We start from the raw sequence: 18,239 nt of genomic DNA on the forward strand, positions 1-18,239 counted from the left end.
CATTGCGCGGTGATTAGCGCAAGTGGACCGTTCCAGCCGGGTGACCGGGTTCAGCTGACCGACCCCAAGGGCCGGCACTACACGGTCGTCCTCGAGCCCGGCAAGGAGTACCACACCCACCGCGGCGCCATCCCGCACGACTCGCTCATCGGTCAGCCGGAGGGGTCGGTCGTGGCGTCCGTGGGCGGCACGAACTTCCTGGCGCTGCGCCCGCTGCTGCCGGACTACGTGCTGTCGATGCCTCGGGGCGCGCAGGTGATCTACCCGAAGGACGCCGCGCAGATCGTCATGTACGGCGACATCTTCCCGGGCGCGCGCGTCCTGGAGGCCGGCGCCGGGTCCGGCGCGCTGTCGTGCTCGCTGCTGCGCGCGGTGGGGGAGAAGGGCAGCGTCCAGTCCTACGAGGTGCGCGACGACCACGCGGTCCACGCGATCCGCAACGTGGAGACGTTCTTCGGCGAGCGCCCCGGCAACTGGTCGATCACCGTCGACGACGTGAAGAACCACGAGGGCGAGGTCGACCGGGTCATCCTCGACATGCTCTCGCCGTGGGAGGTGCTGCCCACGGTCGCGAAGAACCTCATCCCCGGCGGCGTCCTGGTCGTCTACGTCGCCACCACCACGCAGCTCTCCACGGTCACCGAGGCGCTGCGGGAGATGACGTGCTGGACCGAGCCCCACGCGTGGGAGACGCTCGTCCGCCCGTGGCACGTCGTCGGTCTCGCCGTGCGCCCCGAACACCGGATGATCGCGCACACCGCGTTCCTGCTGACGACGCGCAGGCTCGCGGAGGGCGTGACGGCGCCGAAGCCGCAGCGCCGCCCCAGCAAGGGCTGAGACACGCGAAAGGGGCCCCGTCGCGATGACGGGGCCCCTTTCGCGCGTGTCAGGTCAGTTGCCCTCGATCTTGTCGATGCCGCAGACCTTCCAGTCGCCGCCTTCCTTGGACAGCTTGTAGACGATGCTGCCCGAGGTGGACTTGCCGGGGTTGTTCGGGTCGACGAGCCCGGAGAGCTTCTGGACGAACGTGCCACTGCTGCCCGAGGTCTTGACCTCCCCGACGGTGGCCGACGCGCCCGGCTGCGCCTTGCCGGACTGCGCCTTGAGCTTGGGGAACTCTGCCGAGCACACCAGCGACTTGACGTCGGCCGGGTCGCTGTTGCCCGCGCGGACGCCCTTCAGCACGATCTCGGTGAACTCCTCCGCGACGTCCTTGGCCGCGGAGTCGCCGCCGCTCGACGAGCTCTTCGACGACGACGTGGACGGCGGCGCGCTGGTGTCGTTCGTGTTGCTGTCCGCCGCGATCGTGGGCGACTTGGGGTCGTCCTTGCCGGTCAGCAGGACCGCCGCCGCGATGCCGCCGCCGACGAGCAGCAGCACGACCACCAGGACGCCGACGACCAGGCCCGTCTTGCTCTTCTTCGGCGGGGGACCCCCGTACCCACCGCCGTAGCCGGGCTGCTGGCCGTACGGGCCGGGCTGACCGGGCTGGCCGTACGGGCCCGGCTGCTGGCCGTAGGGCCCCTGCGGACCGGGCTGCCCCTGCTGGGGGAAGCCGCCGCTCTGCGGTCCCTGCTGGCCGAACGGGTCCTGCTGCGGCTGGCCGTACTGGCCGGGCTGCGGTCCGTGGCCGGGCGGCGGCTGCTGCCCGTACCCAGGTTGCTGCCCGTACCCCGGTTGCGGCGGCTGCTGACCGTACGGGCCCGGTTGGTGCCCGTGCGGTCCCGGCTGCTGCGGCGGGTAGGTCATCGAATTCCCCCGATGGTGATGTGCGCGATCGAATTGTCCGGTGGTCCGGCCGTGAGGGCCTGCCGCGTTCCGGCGGGCCGCGGAGGTCACCGGGTGGTCGGAACCTCGAAGTCCGGCAGCTTGAGGTCGCTGGAGAGGGTGCAGAACTTCCAGTCGCCCGATTCCTTCTTGAACTTCACCGTGGTGTCGAAGGCCTTGGACTCGGTGCCCATCGTCACGGTGGTGGAGACGCCGACGTCAGCGGTGTCGCCGGACACCTTGGCGTCCTTGACGGTCACCTTGGGCGAGGGCATGTTCTTGAGCTGCTCGGCCAGCTTGCGCTGCTCCGGCGTGAGCTTCTTCTCCAGCTCCTCGGCCTCCTTGAGGGCCGCGGAGCAGGCCATCGACTTGGCCTTGCTCTCGTTCTTGGCGGCGCTGGCCGCGTAGTACTCCTCCGCCGCCTTCTTCACGTCGGCCACGTCGTCGCCGCTGCTGGAGGACGTGGAGCTGCCCGAACCGCCGCCGCCCCACAGCACGAAGCCGGTGATGCCACCGCCCACCAGCACCAGGACGGCGACGACGACGCCGATGATCAGGCCGGTGTTGCTCTTCTTCGGAGGCGGCGGACCGCCGAACCCGCCGGGGCCCGGCTGGCCGTACTGCGGTTGCCCGTACTGCGGCTGGCCGTAGGGGCCGGTCTGCGGCTGCCCGTGCGGGCCCGGCTGCGGGAAGCCGCCGCTCTGCGGTCCCTGCTGGCCGAACGGGTCCTGCTGCGGCTGGCCGTACTGGCCCGGCTGCTGGCCGTAACCGGGTGGCGGCTGCTGGCCGTAGCCGGGCTGCGGCTGCTGGCCGTACCCCGGCTGCTGCGGCGGCTGCTGCTCGTACGGCCCGCCGGGCGGCGGCTGCTGCCCGTAGGGACCGGGCTGCTGCGGCGGGTAGGTCATCGAATCTCCCCCGATGAGGATGAGGTGGTCTGGCTGGGGACATTGTCGTACGCCGGAGGCCTGCTCGCGGCCGAATGAGACCCGCCGACACGCGCGCGAGTGGTCGCGCACATCACTTCAAGTTTCCTTCCGGTCACGTGAAGGCCATGTCTGATAACGATTGTGGCAACTCCACCGGGACTCGAGCGCGATGCTCTGCGCTGTCGGGGTGGTGCGCCGGACGCGTCGGTGGAACCACCCGGTTGGCCGCACGCCCGCCGGTCCTGGTGGAGGCCCGCTCGAGGGCGGCCTCCGACGAGCTCGAACGGGGTGGGTCGCGGTGCGTGACCACCGAACGGATCAACCAGTGGTCCACCTGGTGGGACGACGGCGGATTGCCGCTCGTCGACGGCCCGCGAGCCGCACCACGCGTGTCCGCGGTCGCCCGAGGGTGGTCGCGGAGGGTGGGGACCGGGCGTCCGCCCAGGTGTTCCCATGACCGGTCTCCTCCGGCTTCTCGCAGGTCGGCGGCGTGTCGCTGGGCGAAACGCCGGTGGTGGCGATGAAGACGCACGGTAGCGGTCGGGCGTTCGCGGCGGACACCGAGATGGAGCAGCCGACCTCCGTCAGAGGCATTGCCGTTGCGTCACACGAGCGAAGATGATGTTGTGAGTACCCCATTTTGTCGGTGATCGCCGGTACCGTAATCGGTACGAACACGGGAGGAGGGTGCCGACATGCAGCACGGTCATCCCGGCAGCCAACCCGATGAGGGTGGCGAGCTGAACCAGGGCAACAATTCTGCTGAGCTGACAGCGCAGATCAGGTTCCTCGAGGACGAGATCGCGTCGTTGCGTCGCAAGCTGACCGAGTCGCCGCGGCACACGCGGTTGCTCGAGCAGCGCTTGGCTGAGGCGACTGAGCGCGTCAGCCAGCTGACCGAGCGAAACACGAAGCTCATAGACACCCTCCGCGAAGCACGAAGCCAGCTGCTCGCGTTGCGTGAGGAAGTCGACCGGCTGGCGCAGCCGCCCAGCGGGTACGGCGTCTTCATGGCGCGTTTCGACGACGGGACGGTGGACGTCTTCACGTCCGGCCGGAGGATGCGCGTGGCCGTGTCCCCCGCGGTCGAACCGGAGAAGCTGTCCTTCGGCCAGTCCGTCCGCCTCAACGAGGCGCTGACCGTGGTCGAGGCCGGCGGGTTCGAGCGCTCCGGTGAGGTCTGCGCGCTGCGGGAGGTGCTCCCCGACGAGGGCGAGGACCTGATCGCCCGCGCGCTGGTCGTCGGCCACGCGGACGAGGAGAGGGTGGTCTGGCTCGCCCAGCCGCTGCTCGACTCGCCGCTCAAGCCCGGCGACTCGTTGCTGGTCGACTCGAAGGCGGGCTTCGCCTACGAGCGGGTCCCCAAGGCCGAGGTCGAGGACCTCGTGCTCGAGGAGGTCCCGGACATCGACTACAACGACATCGGTGGCCTCTCCCGGCAGATCGAGCAGATCCGCGACGCCGTGGAGCTGCCGTTCCTGCACGCCGACCTCTTCCGCGAGTACGAGCTGCGCCCGCCCAAGGGCGTCCTGCTCTACGGCCCTCCCGGCTGCGGCAAGACGCTCATCGCCAAGGCGGTGGCGAACTCGCTGGCCAAGAAGGTGCGGGAGATCCGCGGCGAGACCGACAAGCAGGCGAAGTCGTACTTCCTCAACATCAAGGGCCCCGAGCTCCTCAACAAGTTCGTCGGTGAGACCGAGCGGCACATCCGCCTGATCTTCCAGCGGGCTCGCGAGAAGGCGTCCGACGGCACCCCGGTGATCGTGTTCTTCGACGAGATGGACTCGATCTTCCGCACCCGTGGCTCCGGTGTGTCGTCCGACGTCGAGACGACGATCGTGCCCCAGCTCCTCGCCGAGATCGACGGCGTCGAGGGCCTGGAGAACGTTATCGTCATCGGCGCCTCCAACCGCGAGGACATGATCGACCCGGCGATCCTCCGCCCCGGCCGACTCGACGTGAAGATCAAGATCGAGCGACCGGACGCCGAGGGCGCGAAGGACATCTTCAACAAGTACCTGACGCCCAACCTCCCGCTGCACGCCGACGACCTCGCCGAGTTCGGCGGGGACCCGAAGGCCTGCATCGAGGGCATGGTGCAGCACACCGTGGAGCGCATGTACGAGGAGTCCGAGGACAACCGGTTCCTGGAGGTCACCTACGCCAACGGTGACAAGGAGGTCCTGTACTTCCGGGACTTCAACTCCGGCGCCATGATCCAGAACATCGTCGACAGGGCCAAGAAGGCGGCGATCAAGTCGCTGCTCGACACCAAGCAGCCCGGCCTCTCGGTCCGGCACCTGCAGGCGGCCATCCTCGACGAGTTCGCCGAGAACGAGGACCTGCCGAACACGACGAACCCGGACGACTGGGCGCGCATCTCGGGCAAGAAGGGCGAGCGGATCGTCTACATCCGCACGCTCGTCACCGGGAAGAACCAGGACGCCGGCCGCGCGATCGACACGGCCACGAACACCGGCACGTACCTGTAGGACCGCTCGAACGGCAACCGCCCCGGTCGTTTCGGCCGGGGCGGTTCGCGTTTCCACCCGGCGGTCGTGCCCGCCTGCCTAGAATCCCGTTCGGGGGGAAACATGAGGCGGACTTGGCACGTGCTGGGAGCACTGGGGCTCGTCACCGCGCTGGCCTACGCCGGCGACACGGCGGACCCGGTCTCCGTCCCGGGAAGACCGGTACCGCTGTCGGCCGAGTCGATGCGGGTCATGGCCGACCGCAGCTGTGAGCGGCCGCCCGGATACGTGCTCGGGACGCGTCAGCGGGTGCGGGACTTCGTCGTGGAGGCGGGCGTCACCACTGGCCAGATGATCGTCTGCACCGTCCACGGCGACGGGTTTGCCGTCTCGAAGGGCGAGGCCGGCGCGCCCGGCACCCGCTACGTCGCGGGTCGCACGGGTCTGGTCTGGGACGGCGGGAGCCTCGAGGTGGGGCGCGTCGCCACCGAGGTGGCCGTGCTCGAGTTCGTGCTGCCGGGCGGCGAGGTCTTCAAGGCCGAACTGCACGGGGAGGTCTTCGTCTGCGCCCTCCCCGGGGTGATCACCGCGGTGCGGATCCGGGCCTACGACGCGGCCGGGCACCTCCTGCGCGACGCCGTCATCTAGACGAGCCCCGACTCGTAGGCCGCGATCACCAGCTGCGCCCGGTCGCGCGCGTGCAGCTTCGCCAGCAGGTTCCCGATGTGCGTCTTCACCGTGCCGGCGCTGACGTGCAACGCGGCCATGATCTCCGCGTTGGACAACCCGCGCGCGACCAGCGAGAGCACCTCCTTCTCCCGTTCGGTCAACCGCTCCAGGCCCTTGACGGTCGGCGACGACGGTCGCACGAACTCCGCGATCAGCCGCCGGGTGACGGACGGCGACAGCAGCGACTCGCCCGACGCCACCACCCGGATCGCGGCCAGCAGCTCGGCGGGCGGGGTGTCCTTCAGCAGGAAACCAGAGGCGCCCGCCCGCAACGCGCCGAACACGTACTCGTCGAGGTCGAACGTCGTCAGCACGAGCACGCGTGGGCCGTCCAGGAGGCGTGTGGCCTCGATGCCGTCCATCTCCGGCATGCGGATGTCCATCAGCACGACGTCGGGCCGCAGCGACGACGCCAGCGCGACGGCCTCGGCGCCGGTGCCGGCCTCGCCGACCACGTGCAGGTCCGGTTCGTTGTCGACCAGCAGGCGGAAGCTGGCGCGCAGCAACGCCTGGTCGTCGACGATCAGCACGCTCGTCATCGGTGCGGCAGCTCCGCCACGACCCGGAAACCGCCGCCGGGGCCTGGTCCGGCGCTGAACGTGCCGCCGTAGACCGCCACGCGTTCGCGCATGCCGACCAAGCCGTGTCCCACGCCGAGTTCCTTCACGCCGGGTCCGTCGTCGGTCACTTCCACGCGCACTGACGACGGCGTCACGTCCACCAGCACCGTGCACGACGTCGGTGCCGCGTGCTTCACCACGTTCGTCAGCGCCTCCTGCACGATCCGGTACACCGACAGCCCGATCCCTTCCGGCACGACGGACTCGCCCCGCACGTCCAGCGTGATGCGCACGCCCGCCAGCGACGCGCGGTCGGCCAGGTCGGAGAGGCCGTCGAGGCCGGGGGAGGGGGCGAGGTCGGCGTCCGAGCGCAGGACGCCCAGCAGGCCGCGCATCTCGGTCAGCGCCGACCTGCTGGTCTCGGAGATCACGGTCAGCGCCTCGTAGGCGTGCTCGGGTGAGCGCACGTGTGCGGCGTTGGCCGCCTGCACCGCGATCAGGGACAGGTTGTGCGCCACCACGTCGTGCAGCTCGCGGGCGATGCGCAGGCGTTCGCCGGCCAGCGCCTGCTCGGCCCGCTGGGACGCCTCGCGATCGAGGAACGACCGCCGCAGCCGGGTCGTGTAGCCGATGGCCCACACGGCACCGAGGGCGGCGATGACGACCACGATGTTCTCCGGTTCGGCGCCGGTGACGGCGGAGATGAGGGCCACGGAGATCACGAGCCCGGCGAGCGACCACGTGCGCGGGCGCTCGGCCGCGACGGTGTAGAGCGCGAAGCACACGGCTCCCATCGGCGCGCCCAGGGCTTCCAGCGGCAGCACCTGACCGATCACCACCGCGGCCGTGGCGGCGGTGGTGATCACGAGGGAGGACACCGGCCAGAGGCGGCGGACCGCGACGGGCGCCGCGACCAGCAGGGTGCCGGGAACGACGAGCCACCAGGGCTTCTCCTGGTGCTCCACCATCGCGTAGCCCACGAGCACGCCGATCACCACCGCGGCGGCCGCGTCCACCAGGTAGAGGTGCAGTCGTGTGATCACGGAGCCGACCGTAACGACCGCGTGGCCAGGACGCCTCGGACCACGGTCCGATTCCCGGGATCGGAGCACGGGCCGATCCGCCGCGGGACCCCGAACCCCGACGCTGGCAGCCATGATCGAAGTGCGGAACCTGACGAAGAGGTACGGCGGCACGACGGCCGTCGACGACCTGTCGTTCACCGTCCACCCCGGACTGGTGACGGGCTTCCTCGGCCCGAACGGCGCCGGCAAGTCCACGACCATGCGCATGGTCCTCGGGCTGGACCGGCCCAGCGGCGGCGAGGCGCTCGTCGGCGGACGGCGCTACCAGGACCTCGACCACCCGCTGCGGCACGTCGGCGTGCTGCTCGACCCGGCCGCCGTGCACCACGGCCGCAAGGCGCTCGACCACCTGCGCTGGATCGCCGCGAGCAACGGGATCGGCGACGCGCGCGCCGTGGAGCTGATCGAGCGGGTCGGCCTGGGAGGCGTGCGGCACAAGCGGATCCGCGCGTTGTCGCTCGGCATGAGGCAACGGCTCGGCGTCGCGGCCGCGTTGCTCGGCGACCCGGAGGTGCTGATGTTCGACGAACCGGTCAACGGCCTCGACCCCGAGGGCGTGCGCTGGATCCGGGACCTCATGCGCGGCCTCGCTGCCGAGGGCCGCACGGTGTTCGTCTCCAGCCACCTGATGAGCGAGATGGCGCTGACCGCCGACCACGTCGTGATCGTCGCAAGAGGACGGCTTGTCGCGGAGACGTCCATCAGGTCGTTGACGGAGAAGGGATCGCTCGAGGATGCGTACCTGGAGCTCATCTCGGGGAGGGGACTGTGACGCACGCGCTCACCGCCGAGTGGCTCAAGCTGCGGACCGTCCGCGCGCCCTACGGCATCATGCTGGCCATCGGCCTGATCCTCGTGTTCGGCGCGACGATCTCGTTCCTGATCGTGCAGGACTACGACACCTCACCGGCCGCCGACCAGGCGAAGTTCGCCTCCGCCGACTCCAGCGTGGTGATCACCCCGGTCGTGGAGTTCCTCGTCGCCGCGCTCGGCGCCCTGGTGGCCACGTCCGATCCGCGGCTCGCCGCGCTGACCGCCGTCCCGGACCGGAAACGCTTGCTGCTGGCCAAAACCGCGCTCGTCGCCACCGCGGCCGTCGTGCTCGGCACCGTCGCGCTCGCACTGAGCACCGGGTCCAGCCGGCTGATCATGGGGGACCGGCCGCCGCCGATCGCGCCGTGGGACGGGCTGGGCGACGTGCTGCCGTGGGCGGGAGCGGCCGTTCTGTCGATCCTGGTGACGGGACTGACCGGGCTCGGCGTGGGGCTCGCGGTGCGGTCGACGGCCGTGACGGTCGTGGTGGTGGGCGTGCTGCTGTGGGGGATCCCGGCCGTCACGCCGATGCTGCCGGAACCGTGGAACGTCGACGCGTCGGCCGTGATGGTGCCCTACCTGGTGTGGGAGGTCGCCGGGGTCGTCGAGGACCCACCGCTGAGCCCGGTGGCCGCGGTCGTGGTCCTGCTCGGGTACGCCGTCGTGACCCTCGGTGCCGGTGCGGTGACTCTCCTGCGACGGGACGCTTGACTCGGCAGGAAGTCCGCTTTATGGTCGTCTATACCTTTAATAGGTAAGGAAACTTACCTAACTAATCCGCCGCCGGCAGTCCGAGAGGAGACGCTGAATGGCCTGGCAGAAGTCTGCGGTGGCACTCGCCGCGGCAGTCGTGCTCCCGTTGACCGGTGTGATGGCGAGCAGTTCCGTCGCCGCGGCGCCTGCGGGTGACGTCTCCGCCGCCGCGCTGCCCCCTGGGTCGCCCGCGGCGGTGAACGGCCAGCTCAAGGTGTGCGGCGTCAAGCTGTGCAACCAGAACGGCAAGCAGATCCAGCTGCGCGGCATGAGCACGCACGGCATCCAGTGGTATTCACAGTGCGTGAAGACCGCGTCGCTGGACGCGCTCGCGAGCGACTGGAAGGCTGACGTCCTGCGCATCTCGATGTACGTGCAGGAGGGCGGCTATGAGTCGAACCCCCGGAAGTTCACCGACCTTGTGCACGGCTACATCGAGGAGGCGACCAAGCGCGGCCTGTACGCGCTGGTCGACTGGCACCAGCTCTCGCCGGGCGACCCGAACCACAACACGGAGCGCGCGAAGACGTTCTTCAAGGAGATCGCCCAGCGCCACAAGGACAAGACGAACATCATCTACGACATCGCGAACGAGCCCAACGGCGTCACGTGGTCGCGGGTGAAGTCCTACGCGGAGGCCGTCATCCCGACGATCCGCGCGGAGGACCCGGACAGCCTCGTGCTCGTGGGCACGCACGGCTGGTCGACGTTCGGCCTGTCCGACGGCCGGGACGTCACCGAGGTGAGTCGCAACAAGGTCAACGCGTCGAACCTGATGTACACGTTCCACTTCTACGCGAAGGACCACCGCGACTCCTACCTCGACGCGTTGCGGACGGTCTCGAGCCAGGTGCCGGTCTTCGTCACCGAGTTCGGGTCGCAGGAGGCCTCCGGTGACGGTCCGAACGACTTCACCATGGCGAACAAGTTCATCGCCTTCATGAAGGAGGCCAAGATCTCCTGGACGAACTGGAACTTCTCCGACGACCACCGCACGGGTGCCGTGTTCACCAGCGGCACGTGCTCCGGCAGCAGCTTCGCGGGGGAGAGCCGGCTGAAGGAATCCGGCAAGTGGGTGCGCAACCACCTCCGGACCGCCGACGACTTCTGACCTCGTCCGGTTGATCCGGGTCACGTGAACGGCGGTCCTGGGGGGCCGCCGTTTACCTTGGTCGGCATGGCACAACTCGCGCTCGGACTGGCGTCGCTCGGTCGTCCCGCCTACATCAACCTCGGCCGCGAGGACGCGTTGCCCCCGGTGCGCGACGTCGAGTCGATGCGCGCGCAGTGCCACCTCGTCCTCGACACCGCCTACGAGCTGGGCATCCGCTGGGTCGACGCGGCCCGTTCGTACGGGCTGTCGGAGGACTTCCTGGCGTCCTGGCTGCCGGGCCACGACGACGTCACGGTCTCCAGCAAGTGGGGTTACGCCTACACCGCGGACTGGCGGCCCGACGCCGAGGTGCACGAGGTCAAGGAGCACTCGCTGGCCCGGTTCACCCGGCAGTGGCAGGAGACCACCGCCCTGCTGCCGCGCGTCGACCTCTACCAGGTGCACTCGCTGACGGCCGACAGCCCGCTGTTCGAGGACGCGGCGCTGCGGGACGCGATGGTCGCGACCGGTGTCCCGCTGGGCTTCTCGACGTCGGGGCCGAAGCAGGCCGACGCGATCCGCAAGGCGCTCGACCTCGGCGTGTTCCAGTCGGTCCAGTCCACCTGGAACCTGCTGGAGACCTCGGCCGGCGACGCGTTGCGGGAGGCGCACGACGCGGGGCTGCGGGTGATCGTCAAGGAGGGCGTGGCCAACGGCCGGCTCGTCGTGGAGCCTCCGCAAGCGGTTGCGGCACAGGCCGAAGCGCTCGGCGTCGGTCCGGACGCGGTGGCGCTGGCGGCGATCGTTCGGCAGCCGTGGGTGGACGTCGTGCTGTCCGGTGCGGCGAGTCCTGGGCAGCTGCGGTCCAATGTGGACGCGTTGCGGATCGACGTCGACCTGCCGGACCTCTCCGAGCCCGCCGACGAGTACTGGAAAATCCGTTCGGGTCTGAGCTGGAACTAGCCTATGGTCCGGGCGTGAGCGACGTGCCGATGCCGGCTTTCGAACCCCCTTACTACGCCGCTGTCTTCACCACCGTGCGGACTCAGGAGCAGACCGGCTACCGTGAGACCAACGCGCGCATGGAGGAGCTCGTCAGGGACATCCCCGGCTACCTGGGGATGGACCACGCGCAGACCCCCGGCGGCCTCGGCATCACGGTCGGCTACTTCCGCGACGCCGAGGCGCTGAAGCAGTGGCGGTCCAACGCCGAACACCGTGCGGCACAACAGCGCGGGCGCGACGCGTGGTACGAGAGCTACACCCTGCACATCGCCAAGGTGGAGCGCAGCCACGGGTTCACCCGAAGCGGCTGATCCACTCCCTGCCGATCGCGCGGCCGTCCGGCACCAGCGGCCAGCCGGGGTCCTCGATCCTGCCGCGCAGCTCGGCCAGGTCCATCCACCCGCCCCAGGCGACCTCCTCCGGCTGGTGGGTGAACGGGCCGTCGCACCACGTCTCGTAGATCCACGCGTGGTAGCGGGTGTGCTCGTCGACGTAGGTCGTCTTGAACAGGAACTCCAGGGGCGACTCGACGCCGAGCTCCTCGCGCAGCTCGCGGACGGCGGCCACGTCCGGGGTCTCGCCCGCGTCGATCACGCCGCCGGCCGCGTAGTCGTAGAGGCCGGGGAAGATGTCCTTGGTGTCGGTGCGGCGGTGGACGTAGACCCGTTCGCCGTCGACCGAGTGCACCAGGGTGAGGACGCAGCCGTGCCAGAGGTTCTCGGCGCGCATCCGCTCGCGCGTGACCTCCCCGATCACGTTCGCGGCCTCGTCGTAGAGGTTGATCATCCCCGTGTCCTCCTGTGGTCGTACGTCAGGCTGCTACCGCAGTCCGACGCCCGCTGATCGCCTTCCTTCCTACCTTCGTGACCGTCAGACGTCACCGAGGAGGATCCGTGTCCACTTCCCTGCGGCTCGGCGTCGCCGAGTTCCGCGCCCGGCCGGGCCGCGCGCTGCTGCCCGGCGTCGCGCTCGTCGTCGGCGTGGCCTGCCTGCTGGCCGCCCTGGTGCTGAGCGACGCGCTCAGCCGGTCGGTCGACGAGGGCGCGCCGCTCACCCCGTCGTCCGTGGGGCACGTCGTGGAGGTGAAGCCGCAGCCCTTCGACGACGACACGCCGGAGGCGAACAGCCCGAAGCTCGACGACGCGGTGGTCGCCAGGCTGTCCGCGGTGGGCAGGGCGGTGCCGGTCCAGATCGCGCGGGCCGACCTGCTCGACAGCTCCGGGCGAGCAGGGCAGAACCGGGCCGAGGTGAACGTCCAGCAGCCGGACCTGGTGCGCTGGCCGCTGGCCGAGGGCAGGCAGCCCGCCGCCGGCGGCGAGGTCGCCGTCGACAAGATCACCGCTTACGAGCGCGGTCTCAAGCCTGGTGACAAGGTGTCGCTCGCCGCTGCCGACGGCAAGCCGTTCGAGGTCACCGTCAGCGGTGTGCTGAAGCGGGGCGGCGTCGACTCGCGGCCGATCCTGGTCGCCGGTCCCGACCTCGCGCGCAAGCTCGACCCGCAGCTGGTGACCAAGCAGATCTGGGTGATCGGCGGTGCCCGGGACGCGGTGAAGACCGCCGCCGGTGCGTCCTACGTCGTGTGGGACCCGGACCCGGACGCCGACAAGGTCGGTGACGACCTCACGTTCGTGCTGCTGCCGTTCAGCATTCTCGCGCTGGCGACCGCGGTGTTCGTCGCCGCTGCCACGTTCCGTGCGGTCTATGCGCAACGTCAGCGCCAGACGGCGTTGCTGCGGTGCATCGGCGCCCAGCGCGGGCCGTTGGTGCGCAGGAGCCTGTTCGAGGCGTTGCTGACGGGTGCCGCCGCGGGCATCGGCGGGGCGTTGCTCGGCGGCCCGATGGCGTGGGTGCTTGCCAGGACATTCGACGTCACCGGGATCTCCGTGCTCTTCGGCGCGGTCGAGCTCAGCCCGCAGCTGTTGCCGTCGCTCGGGTACGTGATCCTCGGAGTCGTCGTCGCCGCGGTGCTGTCGGTCGTGGCCGCTGTCCGTCCCGCGATCAACGCCGCGCGCGTGTCACCCCTCGCCGCGTTGCGTGACGCCGAGAGCGAGGTGCCGACTCGGTCCGTGCGTCGTCTTCGGCTCGTGTTCGGTCTTCTGTTCACCGGTGGTGCCGCGGTTCTCGCGTTGGGTGCCATCGCGGCCAAGGGCACGTCAGCGGCGCCGCTCGCCGTGACGTTCTCCGCGATCGCCGCGGTGGCGGGCCTGTTCTGGATCCTCGGCCCGGTCACCGTGCCGTTCATCGCGCGGCTGTTCGGCAGGATCGGCGGCACGCATTGGAAGCTCGCCGGCGCGGAGGTGCGCAGGATGCCGCAGCGCTCGGCGTCGGTGGCGTTGCCGTTGCTGCTGGCCAGCTCGATGGTGACGTTCTTCCTGGTCCTGCTCGGCACGGCGCAGGAGCTGACGTACTCGTTCGCCAACGAGGAACGCCCGGACGCCACGGTCGTGGACGCGGGCGAACGGGCACTGCCCCCGATCCCCGCGCAGGACGGCGTGGCCGCGAGCGTCGTGCTGCACAAGGCCGAGAACGGGGCGGGCGTCGACCCCGCGGAGTTCCGGAACTGGCTGAAGGCGCAGAACGTGTCCGGCGCCGAGCAGCTCGCCGACGGCACCGCCCTGGTGCCGTCGCAATGGGACGACAAGCCCTTCGTCGAAAGCGACGGCAGGCAGTACAAGGTCGTCGGAACGGTGCCCGGCACGCTCACCGGCTACACGCCGGTCCTCGGCGGCCTCACGTCGGGACCGCCGGAGAAGGTGCTGGTCGCGTTGCAACCGGGGAAGGACCCCGCCCAGTTCCGGGCCGGGCTGCAGGCCGCGCTGCCGGACAACCCGACGGTCATCGTGCGCACCGACGCCGACGAACGCGCCGAGGCCGACCGGTACATGCACCTCGGCACCGTGCTGATGATGGTGCTGCTCGGGCTGTCCGTGGCGGTCGCCGTGACGGGCATCGGCACGGCGCTCACGATCTCCGTCCAGGAACGCCGCAAGGAGCTCGCGCTGCGCCGCGCCTTGGGCGTCACTCAAGGCGGGCTGCAGGGCGGGGTCATCGCCGAGGCGGTCATGCTGGCCCTCGTCGGGGTGCTCGGCGGTGGCGCGCTCGGGTTCGGGTACGCGGTGCTCGCGATCCTGTCCATCGGGATCCCGCTGGTGCTGCCCGCGGCTTCGGTGGTGTTTCCGCTGGTCATCGGCGGGCTGGCGGTCGTCGCGCTCGCTGTCGTCGCCGCTTTCGGGCCGTCGCGGGGCGCTTCCAGGATTCGACCTGCAGCAGGATTGGCATCCGGGTGAATAGGGTGAGGGGAGTTTCAACGCGAAGCTCCCCTCACGCTGTTGGCGGGTTCAGGTCATAAGGTGTGGCGTATGCGGCGGATCATGGGAACCGAGGTCGAGTACGGCATCGCGGTGCCGGGCGACGCGACCGCGAACCCGGTGCTCACTTCGACACAGGTGGTGCTCGCGTACGCGGCGGCGGCGGACATACCGCGCGCCCGGCGGGCCCGGTGGGACTACGAGGTGGAGTCACCGCTGCGCGACGCGCGCGGGTTCGACCTGGGCAGCCCCGGCGGCCACCCCGCCGACTCCGACGTCGAGGACCTCGGCGCGGCCAACGTCATCCTCACCAACGGCGCGCGGCTCTACGTCGACCACGCGCACCCCGAGTACTCGGCTCCCGAGGTCACCAACGCGCGTGACGCCGTGATCTGGGACAAGGCGGGGGAGCGGGTGATGGAGGAGGCCGCGCTGAAGGCCGCCACAGTGCCCGGCCAGCCCCGGTTGCAGCTCTACAAGAACAACGTCGACGGCAAGGGCGCGTCGTACGGCACGCACGAGAACTACCTGATGCAGCGGTCGACGCCGTTCACGGCCGTCATCGCCGGCCTCACGCCGTTCTTCGTGTCGCGCCAGGTCATCACCGGGTCCGGACGCGTGGGCCTCGGCCCGTCCGGCGAGGAGGCCGGCTACCAGCTGTCGCAGCGCGCCGACTACATCGAGGTCGAGGTCGGCCTCGAGACGACGCTCAAGCGCGGCATCATCAACACCCGCGACGAACCGCACGCCGACGCGGACAAGTACCGCCGCCTGCACGTCATCATCGGCGACGCCAACCTCGCCGAGTACTCCACGTACCTCAAGGTCGGCACCACCTCGCTGGTGCTCGACATGATCGAGGCCGGGCAGCGGTTCGACGACCTGCGCCTGGTCGACCCGGTGCGCGCGGTGCACCACATCAGCCACGACCCGACGCTCAAGACCAAGGTCGAGCTCACCGGCGGGCGCAAGTTCACCGGCCTCGACCTGCAGTTCGCCTACCACGAGCGGGCCACCGCCTTCGTGGAGAAGGAGGGCGTCGGCGACCGCGACGTGCTGCGCGTCTGGGGCGAGGTGCTCAACGACCTGGCCCAGGACCCGGCGCTGTGCGCCGACCGGCTCGACTGGGTCGCCAAGCTGCGGCTGCTCGAGGGCTACCGGCAGCGCGACGGCCTCGCGTGGGGTTCGGCGCGGCTCAACCTCGTCGACCTGCAGTACTCCGACGTGCGCCTCGACAAGGGCCTCTACAACCGCCTGGTCGCGCGCGGCTCGATGAAGCGCCTGGTCAGCGAGGAGGAGGTCATCGCGGCCATCACCACGCCGCCCGAGGACACGCGCGCGTACTTCCGCGGCCGGTGCCTGGAGCGCTACCCGTCCGCGGTCGCGGCCGCCTCGTGGGACTCGGTGATCTTCGACCTCGGTCGCGAGTCACTCGTGCGGATTCCGACGCTCGAACCCCTCCGGGGAACGAAAGCGCACGTCGGAGCGTTGCTGGAGGCATCTGACACCGCCGAGCAACTGGTGGACGCACTGACCCGCGGGTGATCGTCTACCCGAGTGGCTCAGGGTTTTTGTCGGTGCCGCTGGGTAGTGTTCTTGTCAGGCGAGTCAGTGGGAGGCCGAGATGTCCCAGGAACAGAAGCAGCGCCAGGGCGGTGGCGACGGCGACGACGGCGCGGACGGTGCTGCCGGAGCCGGTCAGGAACGCCGCGAGAAGCTCGGCGAGGACGTGGACGCGATCCTCGACGAGATCGACGACGTGCTCGAGGAGAACGCGGAGGACTTCGTCCGCGCATACGTGCAGAAGGGTGGTCAGTAGGCCTGTGGGGGCCTGTTGACCAACTCGGGGACGGGAGAACAACCAACACATGGACAACAGCTCGACCGGGCGTTACCCGGCCGCGGCGCTGCCGGCGGCGTACCTCACGCCGGGCTCGTCGTCGTTCGTCGACTTCCTGCGTGCCCAGGCACCCGAGATGCTGCCCGGCGGGCGCAAGCTCCCCGAGGGGACCGTCCAGGCCCCGCACGGGACGACGATCGTCGCCGCCACGTACAAGGGCGGCGTCGTCATCGCCGGTGACCGGCGCGCGACCATGGGCAACGTCATCGCGCAGCGCGACATGAAGAAGGTCTTCGTGACCGACGACCACTCGGCCGTCGGCATCGCGGGGACCGCGGGCATCGCGATCGAGATCGTGCGGCTGTTCGCGGTCGACCTGCGGCACTACGAGAAGATCGAGGGCGTGCCGCTGTCGCTCGACGGCAAGGCGAACCGCCTCTCGGCCATGATCAGGGGCAACCTCGACGCGGCCATGGCCGGCCTCGCCGTGGTGCCCCTGTTCGCCGGGTACGACACGACCGCGGCCGACCCCGAGCGGGCGGGTCGCATCGTGTCCTACGACGTCACCGGTGGCCGGTACGAGGAGTCGCAGGGCTACCAGGCCGTCGGCTCGGGCTCGCTCTTCGCGAAGTCGGCGCTCAAGAAGCTCTACGACCCGGACGCGGACGTCGAGACCGCCATCCGCGCGGTCGTCGAGGCGCTGTACGACGCGGCGGACGACGACTCGGCGACGGGCGGCCCGGACCCGGTCCGCCGCCTCTACCCGGTAGTGGTCACGATCAACGGTGTCGACGGCGCCGTCGAGGTGCCCGAGTCCCAGGTCCAGACGATCGCCGACGCGGTCGTCGAAGGCCGCAGGTCCCGCCCCGCGGGCTGAGTCCCCCACCGGTTCGACGTCAGGAGCACCACCCATGACGATGCCGCTGTACGCATCGGCAGAGCAGGTGATGCGCGACCGCTCGGAGTACGCCCGCAAGGGCATCGCCAGGGGTCGCAGCGTCATCGTGCTGAAGTACGCGGACGGCATTCTGTTCGTCGCGGAGAACCCCTCGAGCACGCTGCACAAGGTCTCGGAGATCTACGACCGCATCGGCTTCGCGGCCGTCGGCCGGTACAGCGAGTTCGAGAACCTGCGGCAGGCGGGCATCCGGTTCGCCGACGTGCGCGGGTACCAGAACGACCCGCGCGACGTGACGTCCCGCTCGCTCGCCAACGTCTACGCCACCACCCTGGGCACCTACTTCACCGAGCAGATCAAGCCCTTCGAGGTGGAGATCTGCGTGGCCGAGGTCGGCGACTCGGCCGCTTCGGACACCCTGTACCGGTTGACCTACGACGGGTCCATCGTGGACGAGCCCCAGTACATCGTGATGGGCGGCACCGTGGACGCCGCCAACACGGCGTTGAAGGAGGCTTTCGCGGAGGCTCTGCCGTTGGGGGAGGCGTTCTCCGTCGCGGTGAAGGCCTTGTCGGCTGGGTCTCCCTCTACTGCTGCTGGGTCTTCTGAGTTGTTGCCCGCTGCGAAGCTGGAGGTCGCGGTGTTGGAGCGGGCTCGGCCTCGGCGGGCGTTTCGGCGGATTGCCGGGGCGGCGTTGGAGGGGTTGATGCCGGCTCCGGTCAAGGATGGGAAGCCGGTTGAGGATGTTGAGCTTCCTAAGGACTCGGAGGATGAGTCCAAGTAGGTGGCTGGTGGCTTTGGGCCTCTGGGGGTTTCCCGGGGGCCCTTTGCTTTTGTTGTGATTGAGGTTGAGTTTCCCTGGTTGCGTGGCGTTCCCCTTTTGCGGGCGGGGTGGTTGCGGTTGCGTGCTTCCACCTGGGGGCGCTGCCCCCAGACCCCCGGCAATCTGATCGGGGGCCTCCGCGCCACCGGCGGGTTGATGGCACGCCTG

Annotated in this window: 17 protein-coding genes and 1 pseudogene; 13 read left to right on the plus strand and 5 right to left on the minus strand. The window is 70.0% G+C overall.

Annotated elements, in window-relative coordinates; genetic code table 11:
• The first annotated feature begins 12 nt into the window (after nt 1-12).
• A complete protein-coding gene (locus ACFWV3_RS41885) occupies nt 13-837 on the plus strand; it encodes a tRNA (adenine-N1)-methyltransferase (protein WP_218133622.1) in 825 nt (274 codons plus the stop codon).
• Nucleotides 838-891: 54 nt separating this feature from the next.
• Here ACFWV3_RS41885 and ACFWV3_RS41890 read toward each other — a convergent pair whose 3' ends face one another.
• Both ACFWV3_RS41890 and ACFWV3_RS41895 read right to left on the minus strand, forming a co-directional pair.
• Nucleotides 892-1,749, minus strand: a complete 858-nt coding sequence (locus ACFWV3_RS41890; protein ID WP_382419524.1) for a hypothetical protein — start codon at nt 1,747-1,749, stop codon at nt 892-894.
• Nucleotides 1,750-1,835: 86 nt separating this feature from the next.
• A complete protein-coding gene (locus tag ACFWV3_RS41895) occupies nt 1,836-2,672 on the minus strand; it encodes a hypothetical protein (RefSeq protein ID WP_382419525.1) in 837 nt (278 codons plus the stop codon).
• Nucleotides 2,673-3,388: 716 nt separating this feature from the next.
• Here ACFWV3_RS41895 and arc point away from each other — a divergent pair.
• Both arc and ACFWV3_RS41905 read left to right on the plus strand, forming a co-directional pair.
• A complete protein-coding gene (gene arc, locus ACFWV3_RS41900) occupies nt 3,389-5,185 on the plus strand; it encodes a proteasome ATPase (protein ID WP_382419526.1) in 1,797 nt (598 codons plus the stop codon).
• A 102-nt stretch (nt 5,186-5,287) separates the two neighbouring features.
• Nucleotides 5,288-5,812 carry a hypothetical protein gene (locus tag ACFWV3_RS41905; RefSeq protein ID WP_382419527.1) on the plus strand — a complete coding sequence of 175 codons (525 nt, stop codon included), beginning with the start codon at nt 5,288-5,290 and terminating at the stop codon, nt 5,810-5,812.
• On the opposite strand, the gene ACFWV3_RS41910 is transcribed toward ACFWV3_RS41905, so the two are convergent.
• A complete protein-coding gene (locus tag ACFWV3_RS41910; RefSeq protein ID WP_382419528.1) occupies nt 5,809-6,432 on the minus strand; it encodes a response regulator in 624 nt (207 codons plus the stop codon). The two genes, ACFWV3_RS41905 and ACFWV3_RS41910, sit on opposite strands and share 4 nt — an antisense overlap.
• The gene (locus ACFWV3_RS41915) at nt 6,429-7,496 is read right to left on the minus strand and encodes a sensor histidine kinase (protein ID WP_382419529.1); all 1,068 of its coding nucleotides are present in this window, start codon (nt 7,494-7,496) and stop codon (nt 6,429-6,431) included. Before ACFWV3_RS41915 ends, ACFWV3_RS41910 begins: the two co-directional genes overlap by 4 nt.
• A 112-nt stretch (nt 7,497-7,608) precedes the next feature.
• Between ACFWV3_RS41915 and ACFWV3_RS41920 the strand changes: the two are divergent.
• The 5 genes and pseudogenes from ACFWV3_RS41920 to ACFWV3_RS41940 form a co-directional block, all read left to right on the plus strand.
• Nucleotides 7,609-8,259: pseudogene (locus tag ACFWV3_RS41920) on the plus strand (ABC transporter ATP-binding protein); the annotation flags it as partial.
• Nucleotides 8,260-8,306: 47 nt separating this feature from the next.
• Nucleotides 8,307-9,062: an ABC transporter permease gene (locus ACFWV3_RS41925; protein ID WP_382419530.1), complete on the plus strand. Its 756-nt coding sequence runs from the start codon at nt 8,307-8,309 to the stop codon at nt 9,060-9,062.
• Nucleotides 9,063-9,159: 97 nt separating this feature from the next.
• Nucleotides 9,160-10,215 carry a glycoside hydrolase family 5 protein gene (locus tag ACFWV3_RS41930; RefSeq protein ID WP_382419531.1) on the plus strand — a complete coding sequence of 352 codons (1,056 nt, stop codon included), beginning with the start codon at nt 9,160-9,162 and terminating at the stop codon, nt 10,213-10,215.
• A 66-nt stretch (nt 10,216-10,281) separates the two neighbouring features.
• On the plus strand, nt 10,282-11,160 hold the full coding sequence (locus ACFWV3_RS41935) for an aldo/keto reductase (protein ID WP_382419532.1): 879 nt from the start codon (nt 10,282-10,284) through the stop codon (nt 11,158-11,160).
• 14 nt (nt 11,161-11,174) lie between these two features.
• Entirely contained in the window at nt 11,175-11,513 is a 339-nt protein-coding gene (locus tag ACFWV3_RS41940) for an antibiotic biosynthesis monooxygenase family protein (protein ID WP_382419533.1), read from the plus strand.
• On the opposite strand, the gene ACFWV3_RS41945 is transcribed toward ACFWV3_RS41940, so the two are convergent.
• A complete protein-coding gene (locus ACFWV3_RS41945; RefSeq protein ID WP_382419534.1) occupies nt 11,497-11,988 on the minus strand; it encodes an NUDIX domain-containing protein in 492 nt (163 codons plus the stop codon). The two genes, ACFWV3_RS41940 and ACFWV3_RS41945, sit on opposite strands and share 17 nt — an antisense overlap.
• Before the next feature lie 107 nt (nt 11,989-12,095).
• Here ACFWV3_RS41945 and ACFWV3_RS41950 point away from each other — a divergent pair, with 107 nt between their 5' ends.
• The 5 genes from ACFWV3_RS41950 (at nt 12,096) to prcA (ending at nt 18,032) form a co-directional block, all read left to right on the plus strand.
• Complete coding sequence (locus tag ACFWV3_RS41950) at nt 12,096-14,489, plus strand: FtsX-like permease family protein (RefSeq protein ID WP_382419535.1); 2,394 nt, start codon at nt 12,096-12,098, stop codon at nt 14,487-14,489.
• Between the two features lie 72 nt (nt 14,490-14,561).
• On the plus strand, nt 14,562-16,055 hold the full coding sequence (dop, locus tag ACFWV3_RS41955; RefSeq protein WP_382419536.1) for a depupylase/deamidase Dop: 1,494 nt from the start codon (nt 14,562-14,564) through the stop codon (nt 16,053-16,055).
• Nucleotides 16,056-16,134: 79 nt separating this feature from the next.
• Nucleotides 16,135-16,329, plus strand: coding sequence for a ubiquitin-like protein Pup (locus ACFWV3_RS41960; RefSeq protein WP_382419537.1), 195 nt, complete (start codon nt 16,135-16,137; stop codon nt 16,327-16,329).
• A gap of 49 nt (nt 16,330-16,378) precedes the next feature.
• Nucleotides 16,379-17,227, plus strand: a complete 849-nt coding sequence (prcB, locus tag ACFWV3_RS41965) for a proteasome subunit beta (RefSeq protein ID WP_382419538.1) — start codon at nt 16,379-16,381, stop codon at nt 17,225-17,227.
• A 34-nt stretch (nt 17,228-17,261) separates the two neighbouring features.
• On the plus strand, nt 17,262-18,032 hold the full coding sequence (prcA, locus tag ACFWV3_RS41970) for a proteasome subunit alpha (protein ID WP_382419539.1): 771 nt from the start codon (nt 17,262-17,264) through the stop codon (nt 18,030-18,032).
• Nucleotides 18,033-18,239: the final 207 nt, after the last annotated feature.

Source organism: Lentzea sp. NPDC059081 (assembly GCF_042738015.1).
GTDB lineage: Bacteria > Actinomycetota > Actinomycetes > Mycobacteriales > Pseudonocardiaceae > Lentzea.